13 protein-coding genes and 4 tRNA genes are annotated in these 16,705 nt (G+C 62.3%); 3 read left to right on the top strand and 14 right to left on the bottom strand.

The genetic code is table 11. From position 1 onward, the window contains the following. Window positions 1-14 precede the first annotated feature (14 nt). The 8 genes from clpX to AC13GA_RS02855 all read right to left on the bottom strand — a co-directional run bounded on the left by clpX (window position 15) and on the right by AC13GA_RS02855 (window position 4,887). Window positions 15-1,304, bottom strand: a complete 1,290-nt coding sequence (gene clpX / locus AC13GA_RS02890; protein WP_004146319.1) for an ATP-dependent Clp protease ATP-binding subunit ClpX — start codon at window positions 1,302-1,304, stop codon at window positions 15-17. Between the two features lie 126 nt (window positions 1,305-1,430). Then, window positions 1,431-2,057 carry an ATP-dependent Clp endopeptidase proteolytic subunit ClpP gene (clpP, locus tag AC13GA_RS02885; RefSeq protein WP_004146318.1) on the bottom strand — a complete coding sequence of 209 codons (627 nt, stop codon included), beginning with the start codon at window positions 2,055-2,057 and terminating at the stop codon, window positions 1,431-1,433. A gap of 76 nt (window positions 2,058-2,133) precedes the next feature. Beyond that, on the bottom strand, window positions 2,134-3,429 hold the full coding sequence (gene tig / locus AC13GA_RS02880) for a trigger factor (protein ID WP_482997483.1): 1,296 nt from the start codon (window positions 3,427-3,429) through the stop codon (window positions 2,134-2,136). A gap of 188 nt (window positions 3,430-3,617) precedes the next feature. Continuing rightward, a tRNA-Leu gene (locus tag AC13GA_RS02875) sits at window positions 3,618-3,702 on the bottom strand. A 155-nt stretch (window positions 3,703-3,857) separates the two neighbouring features. Further along, window positions 3,858-4,196: a hypothetical protein gene (locus tag AC13GA_RS02870; protein WP_046988262.1), complete on the bottom strand. Its 339-nt coding sequence runs from the start codon at window positions 4,194-4,196 to the stop codon at window positions 3,858-3,860. A 186-nt stretch (window positions 4,197-4,382) separates the two neighbouring features. Then, window positions 4,383-4,458: transfer RNA gene (locus AC13GA_RS02865), tRNA-Lys, on the bottom strand. Window positions 4,459-4,655: 197 nt separating this feature from the next. Further along, window positions 4,656-4,731 (bottom strand) — tRNA-Lys (locus AC13GA_RS02860). Window positions 4,732-4,810: 79 nt separating this feature from the next. Continuing rightward, window positions 4,811-4,887: transfer RNA gene (locus tag AC13GA_RS02855), tRNA-His, on the bottom strand. 705 nt (window positions 4,888-5,592) lie between these two features. On the opposite strand from AC13GA_RS02855, the gene AC13GA_RS02850 reads away from it, so the two are divergent. Both AC13GA_RS02850 and AC13GA_RS02845 read left to right on the top strand, forming a co-directional pair. Then, window positions 5,593-6,513 carry a hypothetical protein gene (locus AC13GA_RS02850; RefSeq protein ID WP_482997482.1) on the top strand — a complete coding sequence of 307 codons (921 nt, stop codon included), beginning with the start codon at window positions 5,593-5,595 and terminating at the stop codon, window positions 6,511-6,513. 87 nt (window positions 6,514-6,600) lie between these two features. After that, the gene (locus AC13GA_RS02845; RefSeq protein WP_482997481.1) at window positions 6,601-7,020 is read left to right on the top strand and encodes a hypothetical protein; all 420 of its coding nucleotides are present in this window, start codon (window positions 6,601-6,603) and stop codon (window positions 7,018-7,020) included. Between the two features lie 303 nt (window positions 7,021-7,323). On the opposite strand, the gene AC13GA_RS02840 is transcribed toward AC13GA_RS02845, so the two are convergent. After that, the gene (locus tag AC13GA_RS02840; RefSeq protein WP_482997480.1) at window positions 7,324-7,830 is read right to left on the bottom strand and encodes a hypothetical protein; all 507 of its coding nucleotides are present in this window, start codon (window positions 7,828-7,830) and stop codon (window positions 7,324-7,326) included. Window positions 7,831-8,074: 244 nt separating this feature from the next. Between AC13GA_RS02840 and AC13GA_RS02835 the strand changes: the two genes are divergently transcribed. After that, entirely contained in the window at window positions 8,075-8,740 is a 666-nt protein-coding gene (locus tag AC13GA_RS02835; protein WP_482997479.1) for an SOS response-associated peptidase, read from the top strand. Between the two features lie 3 nt (window positions 8,741-8,743). Here AC13GA_RS02835 and AC13GA_RS02830 read toward each other — a convergent pair whose 3' ends face one another. From AC13GA_RS02830 to AC13GA_RS02810, 5 genes are all read right to left on the bottom strand, one after another. Then, window positions 8,744-9,535, bottom strand: coding sequence for a DNA adenine methylase (locus AC13GA_RS02830; RefSeq protein WP_262234254.1), 792 nt, complete (start codon window positions 9,533-9,535; stop codon window positions 8,744-8,746). 147 nt (window positions 9,536-9,682) lie between these two features. Beyond that, entirely contained in the window at window positions 9,683-9,916 is a 234-nt protein-coding gene (locus AC13GA_RS02825) for a hypothetical protein (RefSeq protein ID WP_049397882.1), read from the bottom strand. Next, window positions 9,906-10,931, bottom strand: a complete 1,026-nt coding sequence (locus AC13GA_RS02820; RefSeq protein ID WP_279747786.1) for a hypothetical protein — start codon at window positions 10,929-10,931, stop codon at window positions 9,906-9,908. Before AC13GA_RS02820 ends, AC13GA_RS02825 begins: the two co-directional genes overlap by 11 nt. Window positions 10,932-12,100: 1,169 nt before the next feature. Then, the gene (locus AC13GA_RS02815) at window positions 12,101-13,102 is read right to left on the bottom strand and encodes a hypothetical protein (protein WP_279747783.1); all 1,002 of its coding nucleotides are present in this window, start codon (window positions 13,100-13,102) and stop codon (window positions 12,101-12,103) included. Next, window positions 13,099-16,704 carry a hypothetical protein gene (locus AC13GA_RS02810; protein WP_482997478.1) on the bottom strand — a complete coding sequence of 1,202 codons (3,606 nt, stop codon included), beginning with the start codon at window positions 16,702-16,704 and terminating at the stop codon, window positions 13,099-13,101. The genes AC13GA_RS02815 and AC13GA_RS02810 overlap by 4 nt, the downstream gene beginning before the upstream one ends. Window position 16,705: the final 1 nt, after the last annotated feature.

The raw sequence follows: 16,705 nt of genomic DNA, 5'->3' as shown, positions 1-16,705 counted from the left end.
AAAACTTGAAAGGATCACTCGGCGCCTGCGGCCTTCTGTTCGGGGGCCGCCGGGGTCTGGTAGATCAGGTACGGCTCGGACTTGTGCTCGATCACCGACTCGTCCACCACCACCTTGCTGACGTTTTCCTGCGATGGCAGGTCGTACATGGTGTCCAGCAGGACCGATTCGACGATGGTGCGCAGGCCACGGGCGCCGGTCTTGCGCTTGAGCGCCTTCCTGGCAATGGCCGACAACGCGTCCGGACGGAACTCCAGCTCGACGTTCTCCATCTCGAACAGCTTCTTGAACTGCTTGGTGATGGCGTTCTTCGGCTCGGTCAGGATCTTGATCAGGGCCGGCTCGTCCAGCTCCTCCAGGGTCGCCACCACCGGCAGGCGGCCGACGAACTCGGGGATCAGGCCGAACTTGATCAGGTCTTCCGGCTCGACTTCAGCCAGCACCTTGCCCACTTCCTGCTTGCGCTCGGCGCTCTTCACCTTGGCGCCGAAGCCGATGCTGCCGACGTCGGTGGAACGGGCCTGGATCACCTTGTCCAGCCCGGCGAACGCGCCGCCGCAGATGAACAGGATGTTCTTGGTGTCCACCTGCAGGAATTCCTGCTGCGGGTGCTTGCGGCCGCCCTGCGGCGGAACGCTGGCCACGGTGCCTTCGATCAGCTTCAACAGGGCCTGCTGCACGCCTTCGCCGGACACATCGCGGGTGATCGACGGGTTCTCGCTCTTGCGCGAGATCTTGTCGATTTCATCGATGTAGACGATGCCCTGCTGTGCCTTCTCGACGTCGTAGTCGCACTTCTGCAGCAGCTTCTGGATGATGTTCTCCACGTCCTCGCCCACGTAACCGGCTTCGGTCAGCGTGGTGGCGTCGGCCATGGTGAACGGCACGTTGAGCAGGCGGGCCAGGGTCTCGGCCAGCAGCGTCTTGCCCGAACCGGTCGGGCCGACCAGCAGGATGTTTGACTTGGCCAGTTCGACCTCGTCGTTCTTCTGCCGGCTTTCGATGCGCTTGTAGTGGTTGTACACAGCCACGGCCAGGGTACGCTTGGCACGGTTCTGGCCGATCACGTACTGGTCGAGGACCTCGAGGATCTCGCGCGGCTTGGGCAGCGAGCTGCGCGCCGACTGCGCCTTTTCCTCAAGTTCCTCACGGATGATGTCGTTGCACAGCTCCACGCATTCATCGCAGATGAACACGCTCGGACCCGCAATCAGCTTGCGCACTTCATGCTGGCTCTTGCCGCAGAAAGAGCAGTAGAGGATCTTGCCGGTGTCCGTGGAACGACCTTGGCGGTCTTCGCTCATGCTTCGCTTACCCAGTTACCCCACCCGCTGAACGGGGGTTCGATTCGAGAATAGCACAGGGCCGGAGGGACACCAGTCCCGCCCGACCCTGCAGGAACGGGACCTCCAGGGCCCCGTGATGATGGCTCAGCCGGCCTGGATCGACTCATCCGGACGACGCTCCAGAACCTGGTCGACCAGACCATAGGCCTGTGCCTCGAACGCGCTCTTGAAGTTGTCGCGCTCGGTGTCGCGGGCGATCGTCTCCAGCGACTGGCCGGTGTGCTTGGCCAGCACTTCGTTCAGGCGCGAACGCAGGGTCAGGATCTCACGCGCGTGGATGTCGATGTCGGTGGCCTGGCCCTGGTAGCCACCCAGCGGCTGGTGGATCATCACGCGCGAGTTCGGCAGCGCATAGCGCTTGCCGGCTTCGCCCGCGGCCAGCAGCAGGGCGCCCATCGAGGCGGCCTGGCCGATGCAGGTGGTGCTCACATTCGGCTTGATGTACTGCATGGTGTCGTAGATCGCCATACCGGCGGTGACCACGCCACCCGGCGAGTTGATGTAGATGTTGATGTCCTTTTCCGGGTTTTCCGATTCCAGGAACAGCAACTGCGCCACCACCACGTTGGCCATGTGATCGTCGATCGGGCCCACCAGGAAGATCAGGCGCTCCTTCAACAGGCGCGAATAGATGTCGTAGGCACGCTCGCCGCGGCTGGTCTGCTCGACCACCATCGGAACCAGGTTCAGGGCTTTGGTTCGGTTGTCCATTACGTGAGGTACCTATCTTGGGGGAAAACAACCCCGCGCCGGGACAGGCGCGGGGCATCCGGTGACCCGCCCCGGCTTACTGGCGGATCGCGTCCTGGAACGACAGCTTTTCTTCAGTGTGCTGGGCACGCTCGGCGATCCAGTCGATCACCTGCTCTTCCATCACGCGGTTCTGCAGGCCAGACATCAGCTGGGGGTCGTTGCGGTACATCTCAATGACCTGTTCCGGCTCTTCATAGGTCGAAGCGATCAGGCGCATCGTTTCGTTCAGGCGCTTGGCTTCCAGGCGCAGATCGTTGACGCGGGCCACTTCACCGACCAGCAGACCGACCAGCACGCGCTTGGCGGCAGCATCCTTGAAGCCTTCATGGGCATCGGCCGGGATCTCACCGACGTTCTGGCCATTGCGGCGGATCTGCTCGACCTGCTGGGCCAGCATGGCGCGGGCTTCGTTCTCGACCAGGCGCGGCGGCATCTCCACCGAGGCATAGGCGGCGATCAACTGCTCGCCCACTTCACGGCGCAGGCGGTTCATCAGGGCGCCCTTCAGCTCGCGCTCCAGGTTGGCGCGGATGTCGCTGCGGAACTGCTCGACGTCGCCGCCCTTCACGCCGAAGCTCTTGATGAAGGCTTCGTCGACCGCCGGCACGACCGGCTCGGACACTTCGGTGACCTTGACGGTGACCTGCACGGTTTTGCCAGCCAGCACCGGCACGCGCCAGTCCGCCGGGAACTCGACGTCCAGCGTCTTTTCTTCACCCTTGGCCAGGCCGACCAGGCCCTTTTCGATGGTTTCGAACATCATGCCCTGGCCGAGCACGATCGAACCCTTCTCGGTGCCCTCGGCCGGCAGGCGCTCTTCGCCGGCCTGCGACCAGGTTTCCACCGCCACCAGGTCACCGTCCTGCGCGCCACGGCTGACCGGGGCCCAGGTGCGACGCTGGTTCTGCAGGTTCTCGATCATCTGGTCGATGTCGGCATCGGTGATCTCGGCGCTGTGGCGCACGACGGTCAGCTTGCTGACGTCGATGTCGCCAAAGTCCGGCACCACTTCCACGGTGGCGACGAAGGAGAATTCACCTTCGTCACCCTTGTCGATGCGCGGGCTGCCGACGATGCGCAGGTCGTGCTCGCGCACGGCCGCGTCGAAGGTCTCGCGCAGCAGGCCATCCAGCGCCTCGCCACGGACCTGCGCGCCGAAGCGCTGCTCGATCACCTTGGCCGGCACCTTGCCCGGACGGAAACCCTTGATGCGGGTTGTACGGGCGATTTCGCCCAGGCGGCCGACGATGTGGCTCTGCAGACGGTCTTCCGGCAGCGAGAAGCTCAGGCGGCGTTCCAGGTTGCCGGTGGATTCGATCGAAGCTTGCATGTTGACTCCTGCCACCGGTGGCCCAGGCCCCCGGCTCGATGATTGGGATGAAACGGTTGTAAGGACACGACGTCTGGGACGCGCCTGCTTGCCGCAGCCCTTTAGTTTCGCCCAATTTGGCCTGCACTGCCAGCGCGTGCCGGTCAAGGGGCGCAGATGGCCCAATCAGGGCGGGGACAGGCCGGCACTGGTGCGAAAGGGGGGACTCGAACCCCCACGCCTTGCGACACTGGAACCTAAATCCAGGGCGTCTACCAATTCCGCCACTTTCGCGTGGCCGGCACAGGGATTCATTGTCGCAGGCGGGGCTGGAAAGCGAAAGGCATGACAAAGATGAATGTGCGCCCGTCCCGCAATCCAAGCGCGCAAGGCAGGCCGTGCGACAGCCAGAGGGCCCGGAAGACCGGAGCCATTCCGGGCCCGGCAGGTTACTTCACCGGCGCGACCAGCTCCGCGCCCGCCTTGTCCACTTTGTGTACCTCGACGCCCTGCCCATCGGTCGAATGGCGAATCTCCACATCGGCCGCCGCCGGATCGGCCGGCGTCGCACCCGTTTCACCGGCATGCATGCCAGTTCCGGCCTGCTGCGTGGGAATCGAATCGGTACCGGCCGGCCGCTCGACCGTGCGGGAGGGATCCTGCTCCGGCGTTTCGCTTCTGCCGCAGGCCGACAATGCCATCACCAACAGGCCCGCTCCAACCAGCTTCGTGCTTCGGTTCACTCGCAACATCGACGTGCTCTCCAACATGCGCTTTGCGCGGAACATCCATTGGGAGTGATCCAGCGCGCGCCCGGTGAGATGCAGAGCACAGCATTGAAAACACTGATGACGCATGCAACCCGGTTTCAGGCATCCCTGGTGGATTCACGTCATGCGTGGATGTGCGACTACAGCTGATCGCCAGAGCGCAGGCAAGAAAAAAGCCACTTGGCGGACCAAGTGGCTTTTGTCTGGTGGGCTGTCAAGGATTCGAACCTTGGACCTATTGATTAAGAGTCAACTGCTCTACCAACTGAGCTAACAGCCCGAAATCGGGGCGCGAATTATGACCCGATCCGCTCGGTGGGCGCAAGCACTTTTTTCAACAGCGTTGAAAGCAGCACTACGATCCCGCTCCCGCAGAAGACCCGCACCAGGCGGGACTCCGCAGCGTGTCCGCCATCGAATCGAAGGGGTCACACTTATAAGAAAAAAGCCACCTGGCATGCCAGGTGGCTTCTGTCTTGGTGGGCCGTCAAGGATTCGAACCTTGGACCTATTGATTAAGAGTCAACTGCTCTACCAACTGAGCTAACGGCCCGCGAAACTCAGACGCACATTGTAGCGTGCCTTCTGTTTATTGCAATACCGTGTCGGCTGCGCCGATGCGGTTGAATCAGTGGGGTGGCTGAGGGGATTCGAACCCCCGACCACCGGAATCACAATCCGGTACTCTAACCAACTGAGCTACAGCCACCACTGAAACTTTCGTCCCTGCATCGATACCACTGACACCTGGACTTGATGCGTTGCGACCGGGTGGAACCAGAAGTCCGTCCCCCGAAGCGAGTCCGGCATTTTCCGGGAGCCGCGAGGGAATTGCAAGCACTTCTTCACATTGATGTGCAGGGGCAGGGCCAAGGCTTGCCGTTCTCCCCCACCCCTTGTTCAACCCAACGTTGCCACTGCTGCGTCGGCAGTCACCACACCACACCTGGTGGACGGTGGATCAGAGGGCGGCTGCCCATTTGGAGCATCGCGTTGAACGATTCCGCATTGCCGGGAAATGCGGCAAGTGACCGACGACGCGCCTCATTGCTCGGGTGTTGATCTTCGACAGAGAAGATGACGCACCGCGACCCATCGGCGACATCAAACCGCCAACAAGCCGCATGCGCCTGGAAATGACCAGATGCCGCGTGCCATCGCGGTCCTCGATGTTGAGGTCCTACGCATTGATCGCGTCGAACAACGCCTGGAAGCAGCCCAGCCACCCGCTTCGCCTGACTCGCGCCTGCCCGTCTCGCCCGCTTTCGCCGAGTGAATAAAAAGTGAATGAATCGTGAACAAATCCGGAATGGGAATGGGGGAGATCTGTTCATGCAACGTTAGCTGCTGACATGGAACGCGGCGCTCGCGTTTGCAACCATGCCGGTTCCTGCAACGAAGGTGAGATCAGTAAATGAAAAAGCGGCTAATCGGATTCGTCACGCTGGCAGCGGCACTGGCAGTGGCAGCCGTTGCAGTGTCCAGCTATCGGCAGCAGGAGACGGCTGGCACCACACCGCAGGAATCCGACAGCAGCGGAAGCCAGCAAGGCACGCCTGCTCATGGAAAGCAGCTTCCTGCATCACGTGCAACGGCCGCACAGACGCTTGAAAGCGAGAACAAGATTCCTCGGGGCTCGTACAAGGCAGTGGGACCAAAAGCCTACGAAATCGTCAGGGGAAATGAATTCCGCCCTCCTGGTGACGCGCTCGCCCACGTCAAGCAACTGATGCAGCGCTCCGAATCTGGAGATGCCACGGCGACCTACGAAATCTATCGGACCGTCGAGCAATGCCAGACCTTCATCTCCGATCGCGCTGACAACCTGGCCGATTCAGCTGCCAGCGTCGGGGCAGGCAACTGGTTCCTGGAAAGATCCGAGCGAATCCTCAAGGAGTGCGAGTCGCTCGCTCTGGATCAGGACATCTATCACGCCGATTGGCTCTCGAAAGCCGCCGCCATGGGCTCGCAGGAAGCAATGCGCGCCTACTCACTCTCTCCAGAGAAGGCCATCGGTTCGCTTGATGACGCCATCCGTGACCCGGCGAAGCTTGAGGCATGGAAGGAGACAGCCACCGGGTATCTGCGCGAGCTGGAAGCACAGGGGAACGTCAACGTCATCAGCGACATGGCAATGGCCTACACCTACGGCGGCATCGTTCCTGCAGATCCTGTCGCCGCCCTGGCTTACACCCGCGTCCTCAACAGACTGGACCCGCGATTCGCCACAACCAATGACATTGCAACCCGTGAGAAAAACCTGAGCAGCCAACAGAAAGAAACAGCCCGCCTGTCATCCAACGAGATCTTCAAGAACTGTTGCATCCCACGATAAGGACATATTGTGAAAGCTAGACTGATTGGGATTATCCCTTCGCTTGGTAGAAGCTCCATCCCCGCCGTTGCAGGCGTCCTGCTGTTCATGGCGGCAGGGAGTGTTCAAGCGAAAAAGCTTCCTGGCGTCATCAACTGCACCGCCGGGTGCACGCTGGCAACTCCCTATCCGGACCCGGTGACCAACCAGCAGCTTTCCCAAGAGGTTGCAAAGCTCAACGACGGGCGGACAACCGTGTGGACAGCCCAGACCCGAGTCCAGTCAGGCGACGTCCTGACCGTCTGTAACGGCATTTCCTGCGTCAACTACACCTGGCGAAACGGGAAATTCGATTCCGGTGAAGTCATCTCGACCGTTCTTCCGCCCAACTCCCAGGGTGGCGGCGGCGGCGGCGGTGGCGGTGGTGGCGGCGGCGGTGGTGGCAGCGGCCCGATCGGCGGCGGCTGCTACGGCAACTGCGGCGGCGGCGGCGGCAAGGTACGGGTAGGCGAGCTGGAACAGATGTAACCCACCGCACCGCGACACAAAGAAAAAAGGCCAGCGCAGTGCGCTGGCCTTTTTCGTTGCTCGTTCCGCTACGACCAAGCCGCCACACTCACGGAGACGCCGAGTCAAAACGGAGCTGAATTCAGTAAGTCATTGATTTCAATGGCGCGCCCGACAGGAATCGAACCTGTAACCGCCGGCTTAGAAGGCTGGCGGACTGTGCATTGTAGTCAATAGCTTAGATTGAGTTCAATTCAGGAGGCCAGCGGACAAGCCCCTAGTCCCGCAACGGGTAAGCTCCGTGTATTCGGGAACCTGCTGCGGTCACCAACCGCGCAGATCGCGGAGCCCTGCCCTCACCCACGCCTTGCGTGCGTCCCTCGGACGGGGTTTTGTCTCCACTGGCGGTTTACGCGGCTCCAGCGCTTCCTTGATGCGCTCAACCTCCTTCGTCCCGGCCTCAGCCAGGCGTCTGGCCTGTTGCTGCTGCTCGCGGGTCGGCGGCAGGCTGGGCAATGGAGGCGGCAGCTGGATCGGGGTGCTATCAGTCAGCCGGGCGACGGCCTCACGAAGGGGCAGATCGGGGTAGAGCCTGGCGGCGCACCATCGCTCGCCATAGCGTTTTGCCTGCCGGACGTTGGCGGCTCGCACTTCCTTCACGTCCCAGAACTTCTGACCCTCCATCCACAGACGCACCCCAGGGCCGCCATCAGGAGTGACACTGGCCGTCTCCCGGCCGTTGTACCAAAGCGCCCAGCGCTCACCCGTCTGGACCCAGCCAGAGGGAATGGGCGCGGTGCGGAAGCCTTGGTAGCCGTGGAAGGGACGCATGGCCGGAAGCATACGACCGGCTGTCGCAGATCCTGCGAAACTCCTGGCGACTTGCCTGAACCGTTCGGCCAAGGTGCCAGCGTAGCGCTGCTCATGCGCCCCCGAGTTGGGCTGCCCGTGGCCCCGGGTCCGGCAAGGCCAGAATGCCTTCCGGGCCAAGCCGCCACCATCGGGCAACAGCGGCTTCTATGGTCGGACTGTCCCTACACGCCTTGGGCACGGCCGGCCGCGCTACGCTCCGGCCATGTGCGGCCGATTTGTCCAGCTCCCGGTTGTCGACTTCGGCCAGCCCGGGCTGGCTGACCTTGCCCCCGGCCTGGCCGAGATCCAGCCCAGCTACAACCTGGCGCCGACGCAGCGCGCATCGGTGGTCCTGGACCGAGGCGAAGGCCGGCAGGTCACCCGAATGGCGTGGGGGCTGCTGCCATTCTGGGCCAAGGCCAAGGGTCTGCAGGGCTCAACCATCAACGCCCGCATCGAGACCGTGACCACCAAGCCCGCCTTCCGGTCGGCGTTCAAGAAGCGCCGGTGCGTCATCCCCATGGCCGGCTACTACGAGTGGTCGGTGAGCCCCGAAGACGGGAAAAAGGACCCGTGGTTCATCCACGCGGCCGAGCCACTGATGGCAGCCGGCCTGTGGGAGGACAGCAGCCCGCTGCTGCCCGACGGCAACCTGGGAACCTTCACAATCATCACCGGCGACAGCAGCGGCGTCTCCGCCGACATACACGACCGCATGCCGGTCTGGCTGCAGGCCGGCCAGATCGATGAGTGGATGGCCGCCAGCCCCGAGGACGCCATGGCGATGCTGCTGGCAAGCTCGCCTCCGTCCATGGAGGCGTATAGGGTCAGCCGCGCGGTCAACACACCACGAAACAATCGCGAAGACCTGCTCCAGCAGGTCGCATGATGTCTACAGCAGGGTGGCCTGGCTGTCGTCCCAGCTCTTGATGATCAGCTCCCCGAACTTCTTCCCTCTCCCTTGCCCGCCGCCGATGGTGTAGTCGAGCTGCAGCGGCACCAGGTCGAAGCCGGCGAACACCTCTCGGATCTGGGGGTGATCATTGATCGATACCACAAAGCGCCCAGCCGAGGTGCGCATCAGTTCGGCCATGGCTTCGTACTCCGCAAAGGGGAACTCGACGCCGTAACCCTCGGTTTCCCAGTACGGAGGATCGAGGTAGAACAGCGTCCCCGCCCGATCATAGCGCCGCACGCACTCCTGCCACGGGAGGCACTCGATCACGGTGTTCGACAACCGGAGATGCACCGCGCTCAGCTCCTCCTCGATGCGCAGGAGGTTCAACCGCGGACCTCCTGCAGTGACTACCCCGAACGATTGGCCCTGCACCTTTCCTCCAAAGGCAAGCTTCTGCAGGTAGTAGAAGCGCGCAGCACGCTGGATGTCGGTCAAGGTCTCCGGCCTCTCCATCTGCGCCCACTCGAACATCTGCCGCGATACCAGGGACCAGCGGAACATGCGCACGAACTCGTCCAGGTGATGCCGCACGCAGCGGTACAGTGACACCAGCTCGCCGTTGATGTCGTTGAGCACCTCCATCTGGGCTGGATACGGCCGCATCAGCAGCGAGGCGGCGCCGCCAGCAAATGCCTCGACGTAGCAATCGTGGATCGGGAAGTGGGGATACAGGTGCTTCAGCAGACGGCGCTTGCCGCCCGGCCAGGAAATGATGGGCTTCGGCATGGTTTCTCAGTATTTGCGATAGAGGAAGCCGACAATCCCGCCGCTCTCGCGAGGGCGACGGGGCCACGGCCAATGCCAGGTGCTGAGATCACCTGTGTTGCGGCGCTGTCTGGATGCTTGCAGGCATCTGGGCAGCGCCCTGTCTTGCTAGATGGTGACTTCCATCACTGGAAGGTTGGGCGCCGCTTCAACCAAGCGACCACCTCGAACCCAGACGTTGTATGGGATGGTTTGCTGAAGCTGGCCGAACGCCCGCATCTGTACCCCGTCATACGTCGTCAGCGTGCTGGTGCCATCACTGTTGTGCGCGGTGACGGTCGCCAGCAATCGAGGGTTGCTGCTGACCAGTTCGCCGAATTGATCCCAAAGGTCAGTCCGCATCGCTGTAGTGCCTTTCAAGGGTTACGGTCTGCTCGATCACCACTGCTTGTTGATCGATCACAACATCAACGCGCAGCGACTCGCACTGCCCATGCCATCTCCCCGCAGCGCCAACGACCTCCACCAGGTCCAACGGCATGATAGGGCCGACCTCGCCTGGCTTAAGCGGCTTGGGAAACAGCGGCATGGTGAGGTCGACGGCGGCCTGCTCACCGCGATCACTGAGGATGTTTCGACCGCGCTCAGCGCCGGCAGCAGCAACATTGATCAGCGGGCTGCTGACCTGCTGCGCAAACAGCTGACCTTCCTCACCGTCCTTGCGCACTTTGCAGGTAACGCCCTTCCCCGCCAGCTCACCGGTGACCACGACCGCATCGTACAGCGGCGCGCTACGCATCTGGAGGCTCTCGGTAAGGACGATGTCCTCCTGCACAACGTGGTCAGGAGGTGACTCACGCCAAAGCCACGGGCTGACTGGATAGCTGGCCCGGACCCGCAACATCGGCTGCGCTGGGTCGGACTGCACCACTGCGCCACTTGCCCCAGCCAGGCCACTGATGGCGTCGAGCGGAGTATTCGCGTCGTAGAACCACGCACCGGCAGGAACGATCCAGTCGACAGTCCCGTACTGGCTTGTGAACCCAGTATCGGCGAGCTCCTCCGCCACCAGCTGCGACACGCTGCGATCGTCGCCGGTGACCTTCACCCGAGCTGGCGCGTAGGGCGCAGCGAGAAGTGCGGTGCGCGAGCGACCACTCAGACGCACCGCCCCATCCGCGAACTCGCGCTGCTTCTGATAGCTCTCCACAATCCCAGTCCAAGCATGGCCGTTGAGCACAACCTCGAACTGGCGCGGGCCCGCCGCCGTGGGCTTCAGGAGATCAAGCTGTGCCGGATCGGCAAGCTCAAAGTCGAACGTCCAGCCCCACGCGCTCCGGCCCGATTCCAGGGTGATTCTTGTTACTTCGATCGGCATACGGTCCGGCAGCCGTACGAATGACACGGTATTGATCACGACATACGTCCTTCGTTGCGGGCGCACCGCGTAGCACGCGACAACGCCGAGATTGAGTGGAACAACCCCGAAGCTACCAACCACCGGGCAGCCCAAATTCAGTCCAACCATGTTGCCGGCCGGCCAACCGGGCTCGGGATCGGGGTCGGGTGGGACTGGAGGCCGAACGATCCATGGAAGCTTGGCTGCACTCCCCCAGCGCAGCCGACAAGACCTGGGCAGACGATCGCCGCACCCCCAGCTCCCTTGCCATTGGTTTCGCGCTGAATTGCTTGAAAGCCAACGCGCCCCCGTCGATACGCTCACCTGCCCCTGCGAAGACCAGCGCAAAGCGCCGCCCCTACCGAGGATGCTTGGCATGCCCCATCGGGATAGCAGCGACACGCTCTCGGAGTCCATGGACCGCCACGGCTGGGCATTTGACCTCCGAAGGACGCCCTGCGAAGTCCGCCACCGGAGAGTGCCTCCACGACTCAGCAGTGGAGTAAGACCCCACTCGGTGGCAGTAGCGTTCCCCTCCAGACGCTGCGCGCCACGCCAACCGGAAGAGCCCACAATCGATGCAATGCCCGCGCCTCCCCAACCAACCAGAGTCATGGCTGCGCGCGGGCGAGCCACCGACCATGAGAGCAAGGAACTCGTCCGAAGGTAGGCGCGCTCAGGTTCCGGCGGCTCCTCCGTCCACCAATCGACGCCAAGATTCAGGCCGACCAGAGCACCGCCGCCCGTAGCGGGCGGGCCCAGGTTCAGCACTACCCTGTTGCCCAGCCGGTCCATTCGCTACTCGCGCTCTGCCGGCGCAATCCAGTCCTGGATTGCCGCATTCTGCCGACCCAGGTCATCGAAGCCGACCACCGTGAAACGAAATGCCGGATGGAGACGATCGACTCTCCAGGTTCCGTCGGCGCGGCTCATCGTAGAAGCCACGCAGATCCCACTGCCGCGCTCAAAGACCATGATCCGGCCCTGAGCAGGCTGGTTCAGAATGCGCAGCCTACCGTCCGGCTCAGCTGGGTCGTTCGTCTTCGGAGCCTCACCGGCGAGATAGCCCGGCCCCGCCCACGCTTGGCCGGACGAACTTCGGCATCCAAGCAGCACCGCAGTACGGGGCACGTTCCAGTTAACCCGTGCCCACCTGACGCCGTATCGCGCGGAAGCAATAGCCATGATTAAGCCCACGCGTTGGTGATATCAATCAGGATCTGGCCGGTGTAGGTTTCGCTGAAGCCACCCGCGAGACTGTCGACCGTAACGCACTTCGCCAGAAGCTGGGTACCAACCGGCAATCCGTCCACATCGGTAACAACAGTCATCTCAGGGAAAGGTCTGCGATGAATCGGAGCAAAAGCGCCCGGCAAGAAACCGCGTGGCTGCATACTATTCTCAAGTACATCGATGGGCGAGTACAGGAGCCCGCCGTTACCAGCATACGGATATGTGGGGTAGTTCGATTGACTACCCAGTGCGACGCCACTGGTAGTGGCAGCTGACGCCGAGACGTACGCGCGAACAGAGCCAGGAACTCCGGACATCGACCGACCAACGAAAGCGGATGTCTGCGTATCGGCACTTCCGAAATCATTCCATGGTCGCGCTTTGAACCCATAACCAACCGAGCTACTCCCTTCGGAATCGCTCCCCTTGTATGAAACAGTGAAGTGATGCCTATCTCCCGGCTTCATCGACGTGATGTCACCAGCATAGTGACCATGCGTGCCTGCGTACCCTTGCGTCCCGTAGTTACCGCCCGTGTCAACGAACAGGTAGAAGAACCGCTCCGTACCGATCGCGATCCAATGACGGAGTGCGCCGCTCGCTACGTTGGACTTCTCCCACATTGACCCACTCGCTTTGAGCGACGGCGAGGGTGTCGCATCTTCCCCCGTGTTCAAGTCGCTCATGGACGAGTACCCACGCAGCAACGCCGATCTTGCTGCAGTGTCATCAACCCTCAGAAAGTAGCCAGTGCCAAACACCTGCGAGTTCTGATATGCGCGAATGTTTACGCCGCCGAACCCCTTCTTCCACCCCAGGCCGTCCTTTCTTCCCGCGCCGACGCCATAGCCATCGACCAGGACGGCATCGAGGAGCGCGATCAGCGCGCCCGGAACACCGGAAAGCAGCGGAGCACCTGGGTCTGTGCTTCGATAAACAGTTGGAACGAGACTCATGCTTGAACTCCTGCGACGTTGCCAATGACCTGGAAGCGAGTCGAATCCACGACACTTTCAGGCGTACCTGGGAGCGTGGTTCGCACCATCCAGATCGGCGCCAAGCCGCCGACTGTATTGAAGCGAACCACATTGTTGGTAGACCACCCGGAGCCCCAACCTGCTCGCGGAATGGTGAAGTAGGGACGCCCAGTACGCGGATTGGTAGGTGCGCAATCGGCGGTGACCGCCCCTGCCGTGATGGTGCCGACCGTCTCCCCAATCACCTCAAACGTCGTTGAACTGTTGAAGCGGATGGCCCATCGTTCGGTAATGGCATCTGCGTTGGTGACCACCAGTGGATAGTCGGTGTCGTTGAAAGTTCCGGGAGCGGCGCTGCCGATGAGAAGGTCGCTCCACACACCGGTCCATGCCGCCTGGTCGAACAGGTTTACCGTCCGGGCCTGCAGATCGAGTGATCCGTTGGCCTCGCCAAGCCGTAGCGCAGCGCTGATCATCGCCTCACCTGCTGGGAAGTCATGCGTAAGCCCACTATTGATCTCGATCTCCCCCGTGATCTGAGGCTGCACCACCAGCCGGCGGTCCTCGACCCGCTCGCTAATCACGATGGGCAGGGTGTAGGCAGAGAGGTTTAGCGGGTCGGTGAAGGTCAGCCGACCCAAGGCGAGATCCACGACATACCAAGCACTGTCGACCGGAGCCCCCTTGGAATCCCTGACTTCGACACCGGCGATTCGCGTGCGGCCGAAAGGCACGACCTGGCCCGCCTGCGGCAATGTGATGCTGTGCTTGGCCGTGTGATGGATCAACACCGTTTGACCCGGCTTGAATGCCGGCACACGTCCGTCGCTCGGCAGGCGGACCGACGACAAGCCGATTACCACTTCGGAGAGCGGAATGGACCGGTAGACCACCGCCCCCATGTAGATAGAGCCGGCAAGCACGAGCGCCGGGCGCCAGACCTGGTCGCCCTCTACTTGACCGGGATCAAACCACGGTTGGCCTTCATTTCCAGCGACCGGTACCAACTGACCGAACTTCACCTTCGCAACGCCGCTTTCCCAATCCACATGGCCGCGGATCTCGGCGCTGGCGATATCACCGTTGATGTCGGCTGTCGCCGTCAGCAGCTCGCCGTCCAGACGGTTGGCCCGCAGCGTGAACATGCCTGGTCGAAGCGGTGAGCCCGGCGCGCGGAAGAAAGAGAACGCAACGCCCGGGTCAGCGATCCGGGTAAGCAGCGAAAGCACCTGTACGGTGTTGCCGCCACCTGGCTGCCACTGAGTGAGGTTCACGATCCCCGACGTGTAATCCACAGTGCCGGCGTACACACCAGCACCAGTCTGCGGGTCGATGCTGTGGTACAGCCCACCGCTCCGGTCTATGTAGGTCCTACCACGGAAACCAAAGCGAATGCTGCCTGGCACAACGCTATCACTGATGGTTGGCGTCAGCTGCAGCTGCATGGCGGGCAGCGGCAACGATTCCTGCGCCTGCTGCGAACTGTCCCCCGCAAGCAGCCATGCCGCAGACATGATCGTGCCCGCCGAGAACTGTGAAAGCACGTCCAGTCGGCCGTACCCTACGACTCTGAGCCGCCCGGACCTGTTCTCGTACTGCGGGTAGGAAACCTGGCGCACCATGAACTTTCCTGCCTGCACGGACACAGCACCGGTGCTGTAATTCACGGAACCGAGCACCGTCGCAGATGCTGTGTCGCCTACCGAGACGGCCACGATGTTCCCGTTCCCATCGTCCTTGGCGATAACACGCATCGGCTGAGGCGCAGAGGTCAGGTCGTCCCGGTCACGGGTAACGCTGACCAGCCAATCGAGAATAATGGACCCAGCGCGCACGGGGCCCTGCGGCAGGGTGAAGGAAACGATGCCAGACGCGTCCGGTACCGGTTGCGGAGCAGCATGCAGAGGCTGCCCCCAGTCGTAGGTGATTGCCAGGCGACTGTCAGCATCCGGCAGTGTGCCAGGCCGTAGCGATACCTCACCCGTCGAGTAGGCGATCGACCCGCGCACCTGACCACCAATCAGCATGCCGCCCGCCCCATTGTCGGTGACAGCAACGTCTGCACCACCGATCCGCAGGGTCATGCTTACGGTGCCCGGAACAGCCGAGCCCTCGCCGAGAACGAAGTGCAATGCAGGCGGCTGGATGGCCGCATCCCCTACACGGGATTCAGCGATAACAGGCGTACCCCACGCCGCGATGATGCTGCTTTTCAGATCGGGCAACGCACCGGCAGTGAGAACGATGGACCCAGTCGAATAATTGACCGTGCCACTACCCTGCCCCGGCTTGCCAACAAGTTGCCCCCGACCATTGTCGGTCAACCGAATCCAGCGACCGAGTGCCCGGTAATCCACGATCACCGTACCAGGTGCAGGCAAGGGCGTCGCTTGGATCAGCCACACCATACCCTGGTTGTTCTGCGTCACCGCGATCTCATCGGTAAAGCCCTGCATCGGGATCGCACCGGCCGGGGTTGCCGTGACACTGATGGAGGTGGCGCTCGCACCCGAAGCATGGGTGACGGAGATCACGCCCGCCTGATAGTCAACCGTTCCACCCCAGGGCGTGACCGCCACCGAGGTCAACGATCCGGAGCCATCGTCGGCCAGCTCCACACTCCCGGCGACTACCTTGACGCTGCCGACGGCCATTCCTGTACCGAGGTAGCGGGTGACCGGTACGCCTGCCTGGAAGCTGGACGCGAAGTTGAGCGCCAGGCTTCCTGCTGCGCCGGAAGGGACGAAACTCATCATACCCAGACCGGCAAGCACGTCGCTCACCGGGGTTTCAGCGGTAGACGTGGGAACGATTGGAACGTACGGCGTATCCACCAGCACGGAGAGATCGCCAGGCTTACCCGCAGCAGTAAGGCGCTTCACGCTGTGATAGCTGTTGGCATCCACCACGTTCGTCTCGTACACACGGGTGGCCGGCTTGCTCGCGGTGTAGCGGACAACTTCCTGACCGTAGAAGTTCCGCAATAGCGCATTGACCAGCTCAATGACAAGAACATCCCGCTCAAAAGCCCCCTGATCGTCCGTGAAGGTTCGCGTCGTGCGCGAGAGCACCGACTTCACCCGCACGTACTGCTCCCCCTCATCATGCCCCGAGCTGGCAGGCGTCAACAGCGACAGGTTGTCATTGATGTCAGGGCTGGGCGCATCTGCAGTCGTGTACACCAGCAGCGTCATCTGGCCGATGAAGTGGTTCCCCATCAGAATGAATCGCGACTCGGTTCCACGGGTGATGTAGCTCTCGACCCTGTTCTTGGCATCCAGGCGCACATCGCTGTAAGAGCCCGTTGCGAACATGCTCACCGTCACCTTCGGGTCAGACGGCGGCTCAATGAGAACGCCGATAGCGTCTTTCAGCACATCGACGTTCGGGGTATCCACGTGCACGAACATCTTGCGCAACGTGGCACGGCCGGTCGTCCGCTCCTCATCGCCAATGTCCGGAAAGAGATTGTTCATGGTGCCGTCTTGAACCTCTGCCTGGATCATCCGGCCACCACCATCCGGATTGTCTGTGAGGCGCTGCGACTGGCGGAGCTTGATGTCGGTTGCGGAAATGGGCATT

It is taken from the genome of Stenotrophomonas sp. 22DLJC03, from assembly GCF_056861405.1.
This window is presented reverse-complemented; position numbering and strand designations above follow the sequence as displayed.